Source organism: uncultured Kiloniella sp. (assembly GCF_937128705.1).
Taxonomy (GTDB): Bacteria; Pseudomonadota; Alphaproteobacteria; order Kiloniellales; family Kiloniellaceae; genus Kiloniella.
This window is the reverse complement of sequence record NZ_CAKZMP010000156.1, coordinates 49797-67650: the sequence shown is the minus strand read 5'-3', so window position 1 is coordinate 67650 and position 17854 is coordinate 49797. Positions and strand designations below refer to the sequence as shown.

General features: G+C 44.8%; 15 protein-coding genes and 1 pseudogene. All 16 read left to right on the top strand.

Going from position 1 to position 17854, the window contains the following annotated elements; genetic code table 11:
• A pseudogene (locus Q0241_RS22560) lies at positions 1-71 on the top strand (methylmalonyl-CoA epimerase); the annotation flags it as partial.
• An 18-nt stretch (positions 72-89) separates the two neighbouring features.
• Entirely contained in the window at positions 90-332 is a 243-nt protein-coding gene (locus Q0241_RS09040; RefSeq protein WP_299376311.1) for a DUF1467 family protein, read from the top strand.
• Between the two features lie 155 nt (positions 333-487).
• Positions 488-919, top strand: coding sequence for a hypothetical protein (locus Q0241_RS09035; RefSeq protein WP_299376308.1), 432 nt, complete (start codon positions 488-490; stop codon positions 917-919).
• Between the two features lie 173 nt (positions 920-1092).
• On the top strand, positions 1093-2412 hold the full coding sequence (proS, locus tag Q0241_RS09030) for a proline--tRNA ligase (RefSeq protein ID WP_299376306.1): 1320 nt from the start codon (positions 1093-1095) through the stop codon (positions 2410-2412).
• Between the two features lie 26 nt (positions 2413-2438).
• Positions 2439-3683: a lipoprotein-releasing ABC transporter permease subunit gene (locus Q0241_RS09025; protein ID WP_299376304.1), complete on the top strand. Its 1245-nt coding sequence runs from the start codon at positions 2439-2441 to the stop codon at positions 3681-3683.
• Positions 3676-4356 carry an ABC transporter ATP-binding protein gene (locus tag Q0241_RS09020; protein ID WP_299376302.1) on the top strand — a complete coding sequence of 227 codons (681 nt, stop codon included), beginning with the start codon at positions 3676-3678 and terminating at the stop codon, positions 4354-4356. Before Q0241_RS09025 ends, Q0241_RS09020 begins: the two co-directional genes overlap by 8 nt.
• Positions 4357-4545: 189 nt before the next feature.
• Entirely contained in the window at positions 4546-8031 is a 3486-nt protein-coding gene (gene dnaE, locus Q0241_RS09015; protein WP_299376299.1) for a DNA polymerase III subunit alpha, read from the top strand.
• Between the two features lie 218 nt (positions 8032-8249).
• Positions 8250-9083 carry a 30S ribosomal protein S2 gene (rpsB, locus tag Q0241_RS09010; RefSeq protein ID WP_299376297.1) on the top strand — a complete coding sequence of 278 codons (834 nt, stop codon included), beginning with the start codon at positions 8250-8252 and terminating at the stop codon, positions 9081-9083.
• Positions 9084-9179: 96 nt separating this feature from the next.
• Positions 9180-10106 carry a translation elongation factor Ts gene (tsf, locus tag Q0241_RS09005; RefSeq protein WP_085904735.1) on the top strand — a complete coding sequence of 309 codons (927 nt, stop codon included), beginning with the start codon at positions 9180-9182 and terminating at the stop codon, positions 10104-10106.
• 177 nt (positions 10107-10283) lie between these two features.
• On the top strand, positions 10284-11000 hold the full coding sequence (gene pyrH, locus Q0241_RS09000) for a UMP kinase (protein WP_299376291.1): 717 nt from the start codon (positions 10284-10286) through the stop codon (positions 10998-11000).
• A 53-nt stretch (positions 11001-11053) separates the two neighbouring features.
• A complete protein-coding gene (gene frr, locus Q0241_RS08995) occupies positions 11054-11575 on the top strand; it encodes a ribosome recycling factor (RefSeq protein WP_299376316.1) in 522 nt (173 codons plus the stop codon).
• Positions 11576-11601: 26 nt separating this feature from the next.
• Positions 11602-12318: an isoprenyl transferase gene (locus tag Q0241_RS08990; RefSeq protein WP_299376288.1), complete on the top strand. Its 717-nt coding sequence runs from the start codon at positions 11602-11604 to the stop codon at positions 12316-12318.
• Positions 12281-13105, top strand: coding sequence for a phosphatidate cytidylyltransferase (locus tag Q0241_RS08985; RefSeq protein WP_299376286.1), 825 nt, complete (start codon positions 12281-12283; stop codon positions 13103-13105). The genes Q0241_RS08990 and Q0241_RS08985 overlap by 38 nt, the downstream gene beginning before the upstream one ends.
• Positions 13106-13164: 59 nt before the next feature.
• Positions 13165-14307 (top strand): 1-deoxy-D-xylulose-5-phosphate reductoisomerase, encoded by a 1143-nt coding sequence (locus tag Q0241_RS08980; protein WP_299376283.1) that lies wholly within the window; start codon positions 13165-13167, stop codon positions 14305-14307.
• A 113-nt stretch (positions 14308-14420) separates the two neighbouring features.
• Positions 14421-15509, top strand: coding sequence for an RIP metalloprotease RseP (gene rseP, locus Q0241_RS08975; protein ID WP_299376280.1), 1089 nt, complete (start codon positions 14421-14423; stop codon positions 15507-15509).
• Positions 15510-15564: 55 nt separating this feature from the next.
• A complete protein-coding gene (gene bamA, locus Q0241_RS08970) occupies positions 15565-17853 on the top strand; it encodes an outer membrane protein assembly factor BamA (RefSeq protein ID WP_299376277.1) in 2289 nt (762 codons plus the stop codon).
• Position 17854 lies beyond the last annotated feature (1 nt).

Below are 17854 nucleotides of genomic sequence, written 5' to 3'. Positions count from 1 at the left end.
ATAATAAGCCAGTCCTTTTCCTGCATCCAAAAGATTTTTGTGGAACCCTTGTTGAGCTGGAACAGGCTTAGGTTGAGAGAGTAGTAAAGATGAACTGGGTTACAGGTATTCTTGTTTACGTTATTATTTGGTGGTTGATATTTTTTATGGCGCTTCCTTTTGGTGTTCGGGCCGAAGAAAATCCTGAAGTTGGTCATGAACCCTCAGCCCCGAAAAATCCGATGCTTCTGCGTAAGGCGCTGATCACCAGTGCCATCGCAGCTGTTTTGTGGGGTGTTGCTTATTACGTTATTACAAACAAATTGATCACAATCGGTGAGTTACCCTATTAATTGTAATTAGTCATAGATAAAGCATTATAGATTTATAAACGGCCTGTTGATATTATTATCGGCAGACCGTTCTTTTTGACTCATTCTCTTAATATGGTGTGATAATGCTTTGTTATCATTGTTTTTATTTAAAAATTTATACTCGTTTATGGACCATGATATCAGTATTTTCGCTTGGAGTAATATTTTCTCTGGGTATGGCAACTGTCGTGCATGCGGAAGTAAAAGCTTCTCAAGATGGCGTAATAACGATTGAGGAAGAAGATTGTCGTCGTTTGATGTTACATCACCTAGGCGATGATGTTGCCTATACGCCGGGAGTCACTAAAAAAGGGAAAAAAGTTGTCCCGGCGGATTTGAATGCGCAGCCAATTGTTCTTCCAGAGATTATTCGAATTCCGATAACTGTTGATATGTTCGAGCGCTATAATATTCCCGCAAACAAAGCCAATTTTGAAGCCGATGCCGAGATCGGTGTTGTTGAAGTACACAAAAATGGCGAAGCCTTTTTCAATGGCCAGCGGCTTCAAAGTGAAGAACAGAGAGAGTTATCCCTGAAGTGTCAGGAAATATTAGACCGTGAGTAGTTTCGTGGTTATCGCCTGATATCTTAAACGGGCTAAAATTTCTTAGGAAAAGCTTGTTTTTCTGTCATGGACAAGTGCCATTTCATCCCATATATATGACCGCATACTTTTCAGTCCTATAACTGAATTGTTCCTTATTTATTATTGATCTCATAGCATTCCAGGATATCCAGATGCGCCTTTCTGCTTATTTCCTTCCAACACTGAAGGAAAACCCAACCGAGGCACAGATTGTCTCTCACCGTTATATGCTGCGTGCGGGCATGATCCGTCAGGCTACATCTGGAATTTATTCTTGGTTACCGATGGGCTTGAAAGTCCTTCGTAAGGTCGAGCAGATTATCCGCGAAGAACAAAACCGGGCAGGGGCGCAGGAAATCCTGATGCCGACCATCCAGCCTGCTGATTTGTGGCGCAAGTCTGGCCGTTATGATGATTACGGCAAAGAAATGCTGCGTATCGAAGATCGTCACGGTCGGGACATGCTCTATGGACCAACCAATGAAGAGATGGTCACAGAGATCTTTGCCAATGCCGTCAAAAGCTACAAAGATTTGCCGAAAAATCTATATCATATCCAATGGAAATTCCGCGATGAAGTTCGTCCGCGGTTTGGTGTGATGCGTGGTCGTGAGTTCTTTATGAAAGATGCTTATTCTTTCGATATTGATTTTGAAGCATCCAAAGCTGCGTACAACCGTATGTTTGTTTCCTACCTGCGTACCTTTGAGCGTTTGGGACTACGGGCAATTCCAATGGCTGCTGACACAGGACCAATTGGTGGTGACCTCAGTCATGAATTTATCATCCTTGCTGACACTGGTGAGTCCGAAGTGTTCTGTCACTCTGACTTCCTGGAAAAGGCATCTCCTTCTTCTGATGTCGATTACAGTGGTGATCTACAGCCGATTGTTGATGACTGGACCAGCATCTATGCGGCAACGGATGAAATGTACGTTAAAGAAGATTTCGAAGGATCAGTTCCTGAAGATAAGAGAATGCAGTGCCGTGGTATCGAGGTCGGACATATCTTCCATTTTGGTACAAAATACTCTGAGCCAATGGGCGCTTATGTTCTCAACAGCGAAGGTGAAAACGTTCCTGTCTTTATGGGGTCTTATGGTATTGGTGTTTCCCGTCTCTTGGGCGCTATCATCGAAGCCAGCCATGATGAAAACGGTATTATCTGGCCGGAAGCCGTGGCGCCTTACCAAGTTGGGTTGATCAATCTGAAAGCCAAAGATGAAGCCTGTGCCAAGGCTTGTGATGATCTTTACCAAAAGTTCAATGCAGCTGGTGTCGATTGTCTCTATGACGATCGCGATACGTCAGCGGGTGCCAAATTTAAAGACATGGACCTGATCGGTTTGCCTTGGCAGATGGTTATCGGACCACGTGGCCTTAAAAATGGCGTAGTTGAGTTGAAAAATCGTAAGACTGGTGAGAAAGAAGAGCTAACATTGGAAGCTGCGCTTTCTAAATTAGGCCTTTAGGATTTAGACGGGAAGAGAGATAGTTGATGGTTTTTGGTGCTTTTGAGCGCATGGTGGCCTTACGCTACCTCCGTTCCCGTCGTAAAGAAGGGTTTATTTCCGTCATTGCAGGCTTTTCCCTTGTTGGTATTGCCTTGGGCGTTGCGACTTTGATTATTGTGATGTCCGTCATGAACGGGTTCCGTCAGGAGCTTCTTGGCCGGATACTGGGGGTTAATGGTCATTTGGCTGTGGTCGGGGTTCAGGGTGATTTAGTCGATTACGAAACGATCGCTGAACGGATAAGCGCCCTATCCAGTGTGACAAGTGCAACGCCACAGGTGCAGGGGCAAGTCATGGTCACGGCCAGCGGTACAGCTACGGGCGGTTTGGTCCGTGGCATGGCACCAAAAGACCTCAAAGCACGTAAATTGATTGCGGAAAAAATTGTTGCTGGATCACTGGATGATTTTACTGGTGATAATGTGGTTATCGGCGAACGTTTGGCGAGAAGTTTACGTCTTGGTGTTGGGGATAAAATTACCTTGGTGTCACCGAATAGCTCGGTCACTGTCTTCGGTTCTATTCCACGCCTTAAGGCCTATACTATTGCAGCCCTTTTTGACATCGGGATGTATGAATACGACAGCAGTTTTATTTACATGACGCTTGATGCTGCGCAGATCTTTTTTGAGTTACCAGAAATGGTAAATACGATTGAGGTTTTTGTTGATAACCCGGATCTGACGAATGCGGTGCGTCGGGATATACACAACACAATAGGCACAGGGATCGTTACGCGAGATTGGCAGCAAAGTAACGCCAGCTTCTTTAATGCTATTCAGGTCGAACGCAATGTTATGTTCTTGATCCTGTCGCTTATTATCCTTGTTGCGGTTTTCAATATCGTTTCCGGCCAGATCATGCTGGTTAAAGACAAGGGGCGTGATATCGCAATTCTGCGAACGATGGGGGCAACGCGGGGAATGATCCTCAGGGTTTTCTTCCTTAGTGGGGCATCTATTGGTGTTATCGGTACCTTGGCTGGATTTGTACTTGGTCTGTCCTTTGCAGAAAACATCGAAACAATCCGGCAATGGCTTGAAGGTTTGTCCGGAACCAATCTTTTTAATGCCGAGATTTATTTCCTTTCCAAGTTACCAGCAGTCGTAGAGACATCTGAAGTACTTCAGGTTGTTGGCATGGCCTTGTTCTTTTCATTCCTCGCCCCGATTTTTCCTGCGTGGCGTGCTGCGCGGTTAGATCCTGTGGAGGCAATTCGCTATGAATAAGGAAATGAAAGGTCTATCCCTCGTTGGGGTGAATAAGACCTATAAACAAGGGGCGAAAGAACTTCATGTTCTTAATGATGTCAGCTTTGATATCAGGCCGGGTGAACTGGTTGCACTGATAGGCCCTTCCGGTGCTGGTAAATCAACGCTTTTACACAGTGCGGGGCTTCTCGAAAAACCTGATAGCGGTGACATTCTGGTTAATGGAACGCCATCCGCTTCCTTGAATGACAAAAACAGAACATCGCTCCGTCGCGATACGATTGGCTTTGTTTATCAGTACCATCATCTCCTTCCTGAATTTTCTGCGGTGGAAAATGTTATCCTGCCACAGATGATCACCGGACTGTCCCATAAAAAAGCTCATAAACGGGCCAGTGAGCTTCTGGATACGGTAGGACTTGCCGAGCGTATTTCTCACCGTCCTGCGGAATTGTCGGGTGGTGAGCAACAGCGTGTAGCAATCGCGCGAGCACTCGCAAATGCACCATCTGTTCTGCTGGCTGATGAGCCAACGGGTAATCTTGATCCGGAAACGGCTAACAGAGTTTTTGAGCTGTTGCTAAAGCTAGTTCGTTCTGTGGGGCTTACAGCCTTGATCGCAACGCATAATCATGAATTGGCCGGACGTATGGATCGGGTTCTTCATTTTGAGAATGGTAAAGTTCGCTAAATTAATTTTTTAATAATTCAGATTAAAAATAAGACTTAGTCAGTTGCTTTTAATATGAAATTGTTTGTGTGTATAGAAACTCGATGCCTGTTGGTGTCGGGTTTTTATTTTGCCTTTTCCAAGCTATCTGGAGTATAGCTGATCCTGAAATTTTGACGTTACAGTTTTATTTAATTTGAGAGTTTTCTTATGGCGTATGCCGACTTTGTTCATCTTCGGGTTCATACCGCTTATTCCCTGTCTGAAGGCGCTATTAAGGCCAAAGAACTTGTCGAGCTGTGCAAGAAACATGATATGCCGGCTGCTGCCATTACGGACAGTAGTAACATGTTCGGGGCGCTTGAATTTTCACTGACAGCCAAAGGTGCAGGTGTTCAGCCAATTATGGGGACGCAGTTAATGGTTGCGCGTCCCGATGCTGATAAACGGACAGGTGCGATTGTTCCCGAGCCTGATCAATTGGTTCTCATTGCCCAAAACCAAAAGGGCTACATGAACTTGATGCACCTGATTTCTCATGCCTTTATGGAGACAGAAACAGGACTGACACCACAGGTAACTCTTGCCGATCTTGAGCGTAGTAATGAAGGTTTGATCGCTTTGAGTGCAGGGCCGAAAGGGGCTGTTGGACGTTTGTTGCTGGAAAATAGAACAGCTGATGCAGAGGCTATTTTTACGCAATTGGCGGGTGTTTTCCAGGACCGTTTTTATGTAGAGCTGATGCGACACGGGTTAGCGGAAGAGCAAGCAATTGAAGATCGTTTGATTGACCTAGCTTATAAACATAGTGTTCCGCTGGTTGCGACAAACGAAGCCTTTTTTGCCGCTGATGATATGTATCTTCCGCATGATGCTCTGATTTGTATTGCGGAAGGGGCTTACGTTTCTCAAAGTGAACGTCGCCGCTTGACGCCTGAGCATCGGTTTAAATCTGCCGATGAAATGAAGCGGCTTTTCGCGGATATACCAGAGGCTATTGAGAATACTCTAGTCATTGCGCAACGTTGTTCCTGGTTTGTAGAACCAATTGCGCCGATCTTGCCACCGTTTGACACGGGGGATGGCCGATCCGAAACCGAAGAATTACGCCATCAGTCAGAGGTCGGGCTGGAAGATCGTCTGGAAAAACACGTTTTTACGGCTGATATGGATGATGCTGAGCGTGAAGAGGTGGCTAAACCTTATCGAGAGCGGCTTGAGTATGAATTGGGAATCATCGAACAGATGGGTTTCCCCGGCTACTTCCTTATTGTTGCCGATTTTATTATGTGGGCAAAGGAACAAAATATTCCAGTTGGACCCGGGCGTGGATCAGGTGCGGGATCTGTAGTGGCATGGGTTTTAACGATTACCGACCTTGATCCTTTGCGTTGGGGCTTGCTTTTCGAGAGATTCTTGAACCCGGAACGTGTTTCCATGCCTGACTTTGACGTGGATTTTTGTCAGGACAAGCGCGATAAGGTGATTACCTACGTACAGGATAAGTACGGGCGGGATAAGGTTGCGCAGATTATCACTTTTGGTAAGTTGCAGGCGAGAGCAGCACTCCGTGACGTTGGTCGTGTTTTGCAAATGCCATATCCACAAGTGGACCGTTTGAGTAAGCTTGTGCCAAATAATCCGGCCAAACCAACATCTTTGCCAGAGGCGATTGCGCAGGAACCTCAACTTAGAGAGATGGCCCGTACAGATGAAGCCGTCGATAATCTTTTGAACATTGCCCAAAAGATTGAAGGCCTTTACCGCCATGCATCAACCCATGCCGCGGGGGTTGTGATTGGGGATCGGCCACTTGATCAGCTGGTACCGCTTTACCGAGATCCACGTTCAGACATGCCGGTGACACAGTTCAACATGAAGTTTGTTGAGCAAGCTGGTTTGGTAAAGTTCGATTTTCTTGGTTTGAAAACCTTGACGGTTCTTGAACGCGCTTGCGAATTTATTCGGTCTTCGGGCATACAGATTAATCTCAGTGAAGTGCCGTTGGACGATAAGGCTTCTTTTGAGTTGCTTGGGCGTGGAGATACGGTTGGTGTATTCCAGCTGGAATCCACTGGTATGCGCGATGTTCTAAAACGAATGAAACCTGATAGGTTTGAGGATATCATCGCGGTCGTGGCGTTGTATCGACCTGGTCCGATGGAGAATATTCCAAGTTATATCCTTCGAAAAAAAGGTGAAGAGACGCCTGACTATATGCATCCCTTGATCGAGGATATCCTGAAAGAAACCTACGGGATTATGATTTATCAGGAACAGGTGATGCAGATCGCGCAGCAGCTTTCCGGTTATTCATTAGGCGGTGCGGATTTGCTGCGCCGCGCTATGGGTAAAAAAATTCAGGCAGAAATGGATGCGCAACGAAAGATCTTTGTTGAGGGGGCCGTCAAAAACGACGTTAAGGCCGCGAAGGCAGATGAGATCTTTGATCAGGTCAACAAGTTTGCAGGTTATGGTTTTAACAAAAGCCATGCCGCGGCCTATGCACTGGTCGCTTATCATACAGCTTATCTAAAGGCGAATTACCCCGTTGAGTTCATGGCGGCGACCATGACTTATGATATCTCAAATACTGATAAGCTGAATATTTTCAGGCAAGAACTGTCGCGTCTAGAGATCCCCTTGCTGGTGCCGGATATCAACAAGTCCTATGCCGAGTTTATGGTTGAAACCATGGAGGACGGGAATAAAGCGGTTCGCTATGCGATGGCGGCTGTTAAAAATGTTGGTGAACAAGCCATTGAGAACATAACGAACGAACGAAATGAAAATGGTCCCTTCAAGGATCTGACTGATTTGGTCGGACGGGTTGATTCGAAAACCATCAATAAGCGACTGGTCGAAAACCTCTCTAAGGCTGGTGCATTTGATAGCCTGTCACCCAATAGACAACAGGTTTTCTTGGGCGCGGAAAATATTGTTCGAAATATTTCCGCAGCAGCGCAAGAAAGAGAGAGCGATCAGGTTAATCTTTTTGGTGGTGACGATAATACAACCATGATTGACCTAGCTTTACCTAAAGTGCCAGACTGGCCTGAACTGGAAAAACTGAAACATGAATTTGATGCGATCGGTTTTTATCTTTCTGCTCATCCTATTGATACTTACACCCAGATTTTAAAACGCTTGCGCGCGATCAATATTGCCGAGGCTATTGATCAAACCAAGAAATACAAAGGCCAGGGTGGTCCCCTTAAAATTGGTGCGATTGTTGTCGGTAAACAGGAACGAATTTCCAAAAAAGGCTCTAAATTTGCCTTTGTGCAGATTTCTGATGCGCATGGTACGATAGAGGCCATGGTCTTCTCTAATGTACTGTTGGCCAGTCGTGATGTTCTCGAGAGTAAAGTCCCCATTTTAGCGACCCTTACGGGGGAAGTTAAACCAGATGATGATGAACCCCGGTTTCTTCTTCAGGCCGTTACACCTCTTGATGATGCGGCCTCGTTAACAGACACGGGCCTTAAGCTATATATAAATTCTGATAAGCCCTTGGAGCCCTTGAAAACCATACTTGATAATCATGCTGTAAAGGGACGAGGGCGTATTTCTGTTGTTTTGGGACTGAAAGATGGTCAGGAACTGGAATTGGAACTCCCAAAAGGCTATACTGTTTCGCCTTCTATTCGTCAGGCAATCAAGGCAGTCGAAGGTATCGATTTGGAAGAGGTTTAATACCTGATATATGATGCTTTTGATGATATAATTATGATGAATGCATTTGTGGGAGAGAAAAGACTTGCATCCTTTGCTCTAGAAGAGTATCACCCGCAATATCACTAAAACAACACGTAGGTCTAACGAGAACAGTTTGTTCGTCGTTTCTGGTGTCTCTATCTTGGATAGCGATTACGGCCTGCGGAAGTTTAACCGGAAGAGAAAAGGTTTATTCTATGGCGCTTCCTACATTTACAATGCGTCAGCTTCTAGAAGCTGGTGTTCACTTCGGTCACACAACTCGTCGTTGGAACCCGAAAATGTCTCAGTACATTTTTGGTGCACGTAACGGCATCCACATTCTTGATCTTGAGCAGAGCGTACCAATGCTCCACAAAGGTCTTGCTTTCACACGTGAAGTTGTTGCCGGTGGCGGTCGCGTTCTGTTCGTTGGAACAAAACGTCAGGCAAGTGAGAAAATGGCTGAAGCAGCAAAACGCTGTGGTCAGTACTATGTTAACCACCGTTGGTTGGGCGGAATGCTCACGAACTGGAAAACAGTTTCTAACTCTATCCGTCGTCTGAAAGAGCTTGATGAGCGTCTTGACAACGATCAGGGTGGTCTGACTAAAAAAGAACTTCTTAATCTTACACGTCAGCGCGATAAGCTAGAGCGCGCTCTTGGTGGAATTAAGGAAATGGGTGGTATTCCTGATGTGATCGTTGTTATCGACACAAACAAGGAACACCTTGCAATTGCTGAAGCAGCGAAACTAAAAATTCCTGTTGTTGGTATCCTTGATTCAAACTCTGATCCTGCTGACATCACGTTCCCAATTCCTGGTAACGATGATGCTATCCGTGCGATCAGCCTTTACTGTGACCTCTTTGCCGATGCGGTTATCGATGGTCTTCAGCAAGAGCTGACTGCTTCTGGTGCAGATATCGGTGCTTCTGAAGAAGCTCCTGCCGAGCAGCTACCTGAAGCCGCCGCTGCTGAAGAAGCGCCAGCCGCTGAAGCTGCTTCTGAAGAGAAAGCTCCTGCCGAAGCCGCTGCTGCTGAAGCTTAAGCTGTTCGCAAATGAACGATTGGAACGGCGGCTCGTATGCCGCCGTTCTCGTACTTGTGTCTATGTTGATATTTAATTTCTGAAAAGAGATAGAAAATGGCCCAGATTACTGCTGCTCTGGTTAAAGAACTCCGGGATCAGTCCGGTGCCGGCATGATGGATTGTAAAAAAGCCCTTGCCGAAACTGATGGTAACTTAGAAGGAGCCGTTGATTGGCTTCGTAAAAAAGGTCTTGCTGCCGCTGCTAAAAAAGCAGGTCGTGTCGCTTCAGAAGGTCTTGTTGCTGTTTCTACCGACGGTGCCAAAGGTGCTGTTGTTGAAGTTAACGCAGAAACAGACTTTGTTTCTCGTAACGAACAGTTCCAGTCTTTCGTTAAAGCTGTTGCTCAGCAGGCTCTGACTGTTGGCGGTGATGTTGAGGCACTTGCAAATGCTGATTACCCAGGTGGTGAGGGTACTGTTGCTGACGTGTTGACTAAAAACATCGCAACTATCGGCGAAAACATGAGCCTACGTCGCACTGCTTCTTTGGAAGTTAGTGAAGGTGTTGTTGCTTCTTACATCCACAATCAGACAGCTCCTGGTCTTGGTAAAATTGGTGTGTTGGTTGCTCTTGAGTCATCTGGTGATGCGGCTAAGCTTGAAGCTTTCGGTAAGCAGGTTGCAATGCATGTTGCTGCTGCTAACCCGCAGGCGCTTGATCGTGACTCTGTTGATGTTACTGCTCTTGAGCGTGAGAAAGAAGTTCTTTCTGATCAGGCACGTGCTTCTGGTAAGCCAGAAGAAATCATCGAGAAAATGCTCGTTGGTCGTCTTCGCAAGTATTACGAAGAAGTATGCTTGCTAGAGCAGGGTTATGTTATCGATGGTGAAAATTCTGTCGGTAAAGCTGTTGAGCTTTTTGCTAAAGAACTTGGTGCTCCTGTAAAACTAACTGGTTTCGTTCGTTTCCAGCTTGGTGAAGGCATTGAGAAAAAAGAAGAAGACTTTGCTGCTGAAGTTGCTGCGACACTCGGTAACTAAGTAAATCACGAATTTGGCCGCGATCTGTTCTTCCTGTAGGGAGAGAGGTCGGGGCCATTTTTGTATTCAAAATCACTCGCTTCGACTAGGATTGTCTTTTTTCGAGCACATTTTTACGCTAGAAGAGTGTTCGGATAATAGGATGATTTGGTATCGCAGTGGACAAAGGAGATCTCTGTGACAGACGCACCCAAATATAAACGTGTTCTTTTAAAGCTTTCTGGTGAAGCGCTTATGGGGAATGGCCAGTTCGGGCTGGATCCTGAGACAGTAAACCAGATTGCGCTAGATATTAAAGAAGTCGTCGGGATGGGCGTAGAGGTCTGTGTTGTCGTTGGTGGTGGTAATATCTTCCGCGGGCTTTCCGGTGCAGCTGCTGGTATGGAGCGTTCAACTGCTGATTATATGGGCATGCTTGCAACCGTGATGAATTCGCTGGCAATGCAGAATGCTTTGGAACAAGTTGGGGTTGAAACCCGTGTTCAAACTGCGATCCCTATGGATACTGTTGCCGAGCCTTATATTCGTAGACGCGCAGAACGCCATCTGGACAAAGGGCGGGTCGTTATTTTTGGTGCTGGTACGGGTAATCCTTATTTCACAACCGATACGGCTGCTGCTTTGCGCGCCTCGGAAATGGGATGTGAAGTATTGCTGAAAGGTACAAAAGTTGATGGCGTCTATTCTGCTGATCCTGTAAAAGATCCAACTGCAGAACGCTTTGAAAGTCTTTCTTATAAGCGTGTCTTTACGGATGATTTAGGTGTTATGGATCATTCTGCTATTGCACTGACGCGGGAAAATAATATACCGATTATTGTGTTTTCTATTTATGAAACAGGTTCTTTCGCCAAAGCTGTTGGTGGCGAAGGTTGTTTTACTATTATTAAATAAGAAGGGGATAGGCTGTGTCGCAAGATGCCCTCATTAAAGATTTATCACGTCGTATGGATGGTGCGCTTGAATCACTGAATAAGGAATTTACCGGGTTACGGACAGGACGTGCATCTATTGCGCTACTTGATCCTATCATGGTTGATGCCTATGGCGCTTCTATGCCTCTTACTCAGGTTGGGACTGTGACCGTGCCCGAATCTCGGATGCTTGCTGTTCAGGTGTGGGACAAATCAATGGTTGGTGCTGTTGAAAAGGCGATTAGAGAATCTGGACTTGGTTTGAATCCATCCCCAGATGGCCAATTGGTTCGTGTTCCAATCCCACCACTTTCTGAAGAGCGCCGTAAAGAGCTGACTAAAATTGCCGGGAAGTATTCCGAGCAGGGGAAGGTCGCTGTACGGAATGTTCGCCGTGATGGTATGGAAGCCCTGAAGAAGATGGAAAAAGACGGTGAAATCTCTCAGGATGAAATGCATAGCTGGGGTGATGAAATCCAGAAAATAACAGATGCTCATATCAAGAAGATTGATGACGCAACTGCGCAAAAAGAAGAGGAAATCATGCAGGTTTAAGACTGCATGATTGTTCTGATTTAGCGATGACCACAGGAATACCAAAGCATATTGCCGTCATAATGGATGGGAATGGTCGGTGGGCAAATGCGAGACATTTGCCCCGGGCATTTGGGCATCGTAAAGGTGCCGAAGCTTTGCGCGAGTTGCTTAAGTCTGCAATAAAAATTGGTATTCCTTACATGACCTTTTACAGCTTCTCGTCAGAGAACTGGAATCGTCCTGAAAGTGAAATCAATGATATTATGGGGTTGTTGCGCAGATACCTGCAAAGTGAGCTGGCAACATTCCATAAAGCTGGTATTCGCCTAAAAGTCATTGGAGACCGTTCTAAACTTGCAGCAGATATTGTTCGTCTGATTGAAGATGCAGAACAACAAACGCGTGATAATGCAAAGATGACGGTTGTTATGGCTTTGAGCTATGGCGGTCGACAAGAGATTGTTGAAGCAACTAAAAATATTGCTCTAAAAGTTAAACGTGGTGATCTGAAAAGTGACGAAATAACAGAGTCTTGTTTTGAGCAAGAGCTTTATACTTCGGATATTCCGGATCCAGATCTTCTTATACGTACCAGTGGGGAAATGCGTATAAGTAACTTCCTGCTTTGGCAACTTGCCTATAGCGAGATGGTTTTTATTGAAAAATATTGGCCCGACTTTTCTGAACAAGATTTGATTTCGGCTATTGAGGAGTACCAAAAACGTGAGCGACGTTATGGATCCGCAGCCGAAACAGCCTAAAAAGAGCGACCTTTTAATTCGGTCGCTTTCTTCAATTGTTCTTGGCCCGCCAGTTCTTGCCGCTGTTTATTTCGGCTCTCCTTATAGCGATGGATTGATTGTTCTCTGCGCACTCATTCTTTCTTGGGAATGGGCAATGTTGACTGGACGTCGTCACATCAGAGTTCCTGGGTGGCTGCTTGTCGCCAGTGTAACAACGTTGCTGGTGTTGGGTGCATTGGGATTTGAAGAGCTTTTCATTCCAGTGTTGTTACTATGCACTGTTTTAATTTTTGCCTATACAAAGTTTATTGAACGGGATGTTCCTCAGGCTTTTTGGTTAACTTTAGGGTTGGGATACGTTTCTGTTACAACCTATTCCTTATTGTGGCTTCGCAATGGCTCTGATAATGGATTTGAAATTGTTCTTTGGATATTGCTAGTTGTTTGGTCAACAGATATCGGGGCTTATTTTTCAGGAAAATCGATCGGCGGCCCAAAGATAGCGCCAAGTATTAGTCCGAAAAAAACATGGGCGGGTTTAATTGGTGGGATGATTGCTGCCGCCGCTATCAGTTTTGGTTTTGCTATATCGACAGAGCTTTTTAGCCCGATCCTTCTGGGTTTTTTTGGGGCTTGTTTGGCTGTTGTTTCTCAAATGGGTGATTTTTTTGAGTCGCACATTAAGCGTAAATTCGATGCAAAAGATTCCAGTAATCTTATTCCCGGTCATGGCGGTCTGTTTGATCGAGTGGACGGACTTTTGGCTTGTTCTTTATTGGTTTTTCTTATTCATCTTGTGTATTAATACAGCCGTATTTATGGGCGTACATCAAACTCAAATCGTTGTAAGGTAAAGGTGCTGTAGTGAAAAAATCTATAACTGTCATGGGCTCTACGGGGTCAGTTGGCACAAGCACCGTTGATTTGTTAAAGCGATCCCCGGAATTGTTTGATGTTGAGGCTTTAACCGCAAATAAGAATGTTGATCTGCTGGCACAGCAGGCTATTGAACTTAATGCCAAAATGGCTGTTGTCGCAGATAAGAAGGCATACAATGATCTGAAAAATGCCTTATCAGGAAAAGACATAGAAGTTGCTGCGGGTGAAGAAGCTTTATTGGAAGCAGCTGCTCGTCCTGCGGATCAGGTGATGGCCGCGATTGTTGGCTTTGCCGGACTGGCGCCGACTTTAACTGCTATTAAGCGCGGTGCAACCATTCTTCTGGCAAACAAAGAAGCGCTTGTTTGTGCTGGGGATCTAATGGTTGAGGAGGTCCGTAAAAATAACGCAACCCTCCTCCCTGTGGATTCAGAGCATAACGCGATCTTTCAAGTATTCGACTTTGATAATAAATTTGGTATCGATCATATTACTTTGACCGCATCCGGCGGGCCATTTCGATGTTTTACAAAACAGGAAATGGAGACGGTTACGCCTCAACAAGCACTTGCTCATCCCAATTGGGATATGGGGGCGAAGATTTCGATTGATTCAGCGACAATGATGAACAAAGGACTAGAGCTAATCGAGGCGGCCTATTTGTTTGGCCTACCTGAGGATCGGATAAAGGTTTTGATCCATCCGCAATCAATTATTCATTCAACCGTGAGCTATATTGATGGGTCCGTACTTGCTCAGTTGGGGGACCCTGATATGAGAACCCCCATAGCTTGTGCACTTGCTTGGCCTGAAAGAATGAAAACCCCTGTTAAGCAACTTGATTTAGCGGAAATTTCCAAACTGACTTTTGAAACACCGGATCACGATAAATTTCCTGCCCTCGAAATTGCCAGAGAAGCCCTTCGGAATCATAAAACGATTGTGTTTAATGCTGCGAACGAGATTGCGGTCGAAGCTTTTTTGCAGAAAAGGATGTCCTTTTTGGGAATATCTGAACTTGTCGAAAAAGCAGTTTGTACTTTTGACGAGATAGACATTAATTCGCTTGAAACGGTAAAAATGGTGGACGCGGAAGTTCGGAATTGGAGTAGGGCGCAGATAAATTGATATTTTAACTTATTTGTTCTGCAAAAAAGCTTTTGAATAGGAGAGCAAAGGGCTAATATGCCGTCCTTCTTGAGTAATATGATTATAATAACAATGGTTATAAGATTTATCTAATGGGATTTATTACACCACTTCTCGCATTTTTAGTGCTTCTAACCATTCTGGTTTTCTTTCATGAACTCGGACATTACTGGGTTGCGCGAAAGAATGGTGTAAAGGTTGATGTTTTTTCCGTTGGCTTTGGTCCTGAGTTATTTGGGTTTTACGATAAGAATCAAACGCGATGGAAATTCAGCATTATTCCGCTGGGCGGTTATGTGAAGATGTTTGGAGATGCTGATGTTAGCAGCTCAACATCTGCTGGAAATTCAGATTTATCCCCGGAAGAACTTGCAACAACTTTCAAAGCGAAGTCATTAGGCCAGCGCGCTGCTATTGTCGCTGCTGGACCGATTGCTAATTTTATTCTGGCTATTGTTCTTTTAACTGGACTGTACAGTTTTGTCGGACAGCCTTATTCAGCAGCTGTTGTCGCTCAGGTTATGGAGAACAGTGCGGCAGAGGCTGCCGGTTTTCAAACGAATGACAAGATTATAGAAGCTGCTGGTACAGAAATAGATCGTTTTGAGCAACTTCAACGTCTTGTGCAATTAGGGTCCGGAGATCCGATTGATGTTGTTGTCGAGAGAGATAGTGAACTTGTTTATCTGACTGTTCAGCCAAAGGTTGATCTCTATACAGATCATAATGGCCGTGAAGCCAAACGATGGTTAATTGGTATCCAGAGCGATCAATCATCGGTAAAAACGCATGGCTTTATATCTGCAGTTAGCGCAGCTGTCGTTGAGACTTATGACGTCTCTATCGGCACCTTCAAAGCTATTGGGCAAATGTTTAGTGGGCACCGTTCTGTGGAAGAACTTGGTGGTCCTATTCAAATAGCCAAGATGTCTGGTATGGCTGCCGAAGCTGGGTTAGAGTATTATATTGGTTTGATGGCAATGCTGTCTATCAATCTGGGGCTTTTAAATCTATTGCCTGTCCCTATGCTTGATGGTGGGCATTTGCTTTTTTATATGATTGAGGCAGTTTCTGGTAAGCCGTTAAATGAACGAGCTCAAGAATATTGTTTCAGAATTGGACTGGCTCTGGTATTGAGCTTAATGTTATTTGTGACCTGGAACGATTTATGGATTATATAAATCGTTCTGAATCTGCTTGTGAAATCAAGTTCATGCGGGTTACCCGGGGGTAAATGTGTTTCGTAAGACGCTTTTTTCGCTATTAATTGGGGGGCTATTTCTAGTTTTAGAAGCTGGAAATAGTCAGAAAGTTTTTGCTCAGGCTCTTATGTCTGGCGGTACCATTGACAATATTGTTGTCGAGGGAACACAACGAATTGAGCCTGAATCTGTTCGCTCCTATATGGAAGTGAACCCAGGTGATACCTTTGACCCCGTTCTTTTAAACCGATCCTTGAAAAGTATCTTTGCAACAGGTCTTTTTGCAGATGTTTCCTTGAAACGTCAGGGCGGTGATCTGATTGTTGTTGTTGTCGAAAATCCGATTATTAACAGAATTGCCTTTGAGGGTAATCAACGTCTTGATGATGAGATCCTTTCTGCAGAAACAACCTTGAGAGAAAGAGTTGTTTTTACCCGTACAAAAGCACAAGCCGATGCGCAAAAAATATTAGAACTCTATCGCCGCTCAGGACGCTTTGCTGCTACGGTTGAGCCAAAAGTCATACAATTACCGCAGAACAGAGTTGATTTGGTATTTGAGGTTGCCGAAGGTGACCGAAGTTATGTTACGACGGTTAATTTTATCGGAAACAGAGAGTTTTCTGATGGCAAATTGCAAGGCATTGTCTCTACATCTGAAACTGTTTTTTGGAACTTCCTGACGGATAGCGATACTTACGACCCCGATCGTTTGACCTTTGACAGAGAGTTGTTGAGACGGTTTTACCTTAAAGAAGGCTATGCCGACTTTGAGGTTCAGTCAGTCATTGCTGAGCTAACATCGAACAGAGAGTCTTTTGTCGTCACCTTCACGATTAACGAAGGTGACCGTTATAAGTTCGGAGTTATTGATGTTGAGAGTGCCTTAAAGGATTTTGATCCGGCAACTGTTGAAGATCAAATTCTTCCGGAAGAAAATGAATGGTATAATGCGGATCTGATCGATAAGACCGTTGATAACCTCACCGATGCAGTCGGGGATTTGGGGTATGCTTTTGTCGATGTGAGACCTTTGCCAGAAAAAGATACTGAAAATAAAGTCATTGATCTTGTCTTTAGTATTTCTGAAGGCTCCAAAGTATATGTCGAACGTATCGATATCGAAGGAAACAGCCGTACGCTGGATAAGGTAATTCGTAGAGAGTTCCGCCTTGTAGAAGGGGACGCTTTTAATAGCTCGAAACTTAGAAGGTCCAGATCTCGGATACAACGGCTTGGCTTCTTCCAATCTGTGGAAGTAAATAATGAGCCTGGAAGTACGCCAGATCGAACAGTTATTAAAGTTGATGTCGAGGAACAATCGACCGGTGAATTGACTTTTGGTGCTGGTTTCTCATCTTCCTCTGGCCCGCTTGGATCGATTGGTATTCGGGAACGAAACCTCTTAGGAAAAGGACAGGATTTAAGGTTTAATATTGCTTTGGCTGGCTCGGGCTCAGAGGCCGACATCAGTTTCACAGAACCTTATTTCTTGGATAAAGAAATTGCAGCAGGCTTTGATATCTTCAGAATTACACGAGAAGAAGATAGTCTTGCATTTGATGAGAAGAAGACTGGTGCCGCACTTAGAATAGGTTATGATTTATCTGAAGAATTGCGCCAAGTCTTGCGGTACCGTTTTGAGCATATTGAGATTGAGAATATTGATTCTGATGCTGCTCAACTTGTTAAAGAACAAGAAGGTACTTCGATTAAATCAGCGATATCTTCAACTTTGACCTATGACAAACTAGACTCTCGGATTTCGCCGACAGATGGTTATCTTCTTACCTTTGAAAATGAGCTTGCTGGCCTTGGTGGTGATGTACAGCACTTGAAGGTCACATTAGGTGGAACCAACTATTATTCATTCTCGGAAGATTTGATTTTAAAATCTCGTGCAGAGGTTGGTAATATTATCGGCTTAGACGAAGATACGCGTATCGTTGATAGGTTCTTCCTTGGTGGTGATAAACTTCGTGGCTTTAAATCTGGTGGCGTTGGGCCTCGAGATAAAGGCAGTGATGATGCCCTTGGTGGGAAACATTTCTATAACGGAAGTGTTGAGTTAACTTTCCCGCTTGGCTTACCTGAAGAGTTTGGTGTCAAGGGGCGTGTTTTCTCTGACTTTGGCGCAACATGGAACATTGATGGGAATGATTCAGGTGTTGATGACTCTTCAAACCCGAGGGTTAGCTTTGGTACTGGCCTGACGTGGTCTTCACCTTTTGGACCTTTGGCAATGGATCTTGGTTTTGCCGCATTAAAAGAAGATTATGATGAGACTGAAATATTTAGCTTTAGCTTTGGGACTAGTTTTTAAG

Bases quoted from the DNA above. Each gene is read 5' to 3' on its own strand.
- Q0241_RS09040 (WP_299376311.1), top strand. From the start codon at position 90: ATGAACTGGGTTACAGGTATTCTTGTTTACGTTATTATTTGGTGGTTG.
- Q0241_RS09035 (WP_299376308.1), top strand. From the start codon at position 488: ATGATATCAGTATTTTCGCTTGGAGTAATATTTTCTCTGGGTATGGCA.
- proS (WP_299376306.1), top strand. From the start codon at position 1,093: ATGCGCCTTTCTGCTTATTTCCTTCCAACACTGAAGGAAAACCCAACC.
- Q0241_RS09025 (WP_299376304.1), top strand. From the start codon at position 2,439: ATGGTTTTTGGTGCTTTTGAGCGCATGGTGGCCTTACGCTACCTCCGT.
- Q0241_RS09020 (WP_299376302.1), top strand. From the start codon at position 3,676: ATGAATAAGGAAATGAAAGGTCTATCCCTCGTTGGGGTGAATAAGACC.
- dnaE (WP_299376299.1), top strand. From the start codon at position 4,546: ATGGCGTATGCCGACTTTGTTCATCTTCGGGTTCATACCGCTTATTCC.
- rpsB (WP_299376297.1), top strand. From the start codon at position 8,250: ATGGCGCTTCCTACATTTACAATGCGTCAGCTTCTAGAAGCTGGTGTT.
- tsf (WP_085904735.1), top strand. From the start codon at position 9,180: ATGGCCCAGATTACTGCTGCTCTGGTTAAAGAACTCCGGGATCAGTCC.
- frr (WP_299376316.1), top strand. From the start codon at position 11,054: ATGGATGGTGCGCTTGAATCACTGAATAAGGAATTTACCGGGTTACGG.
- Q0241_RS08990 (WP_299376288.1), top strand. From the start codon at position 11,602: ATGACCACAGGAATACCAAAGCATATTGCCGTCATAATGGATGGGAAT.
- rseP (WP_299376280.1), top strand. From the start codon at position 14,421: ATGGGATTTATTACACCACTTCTCGCATTTTTAGTGCTTCTAACCATT.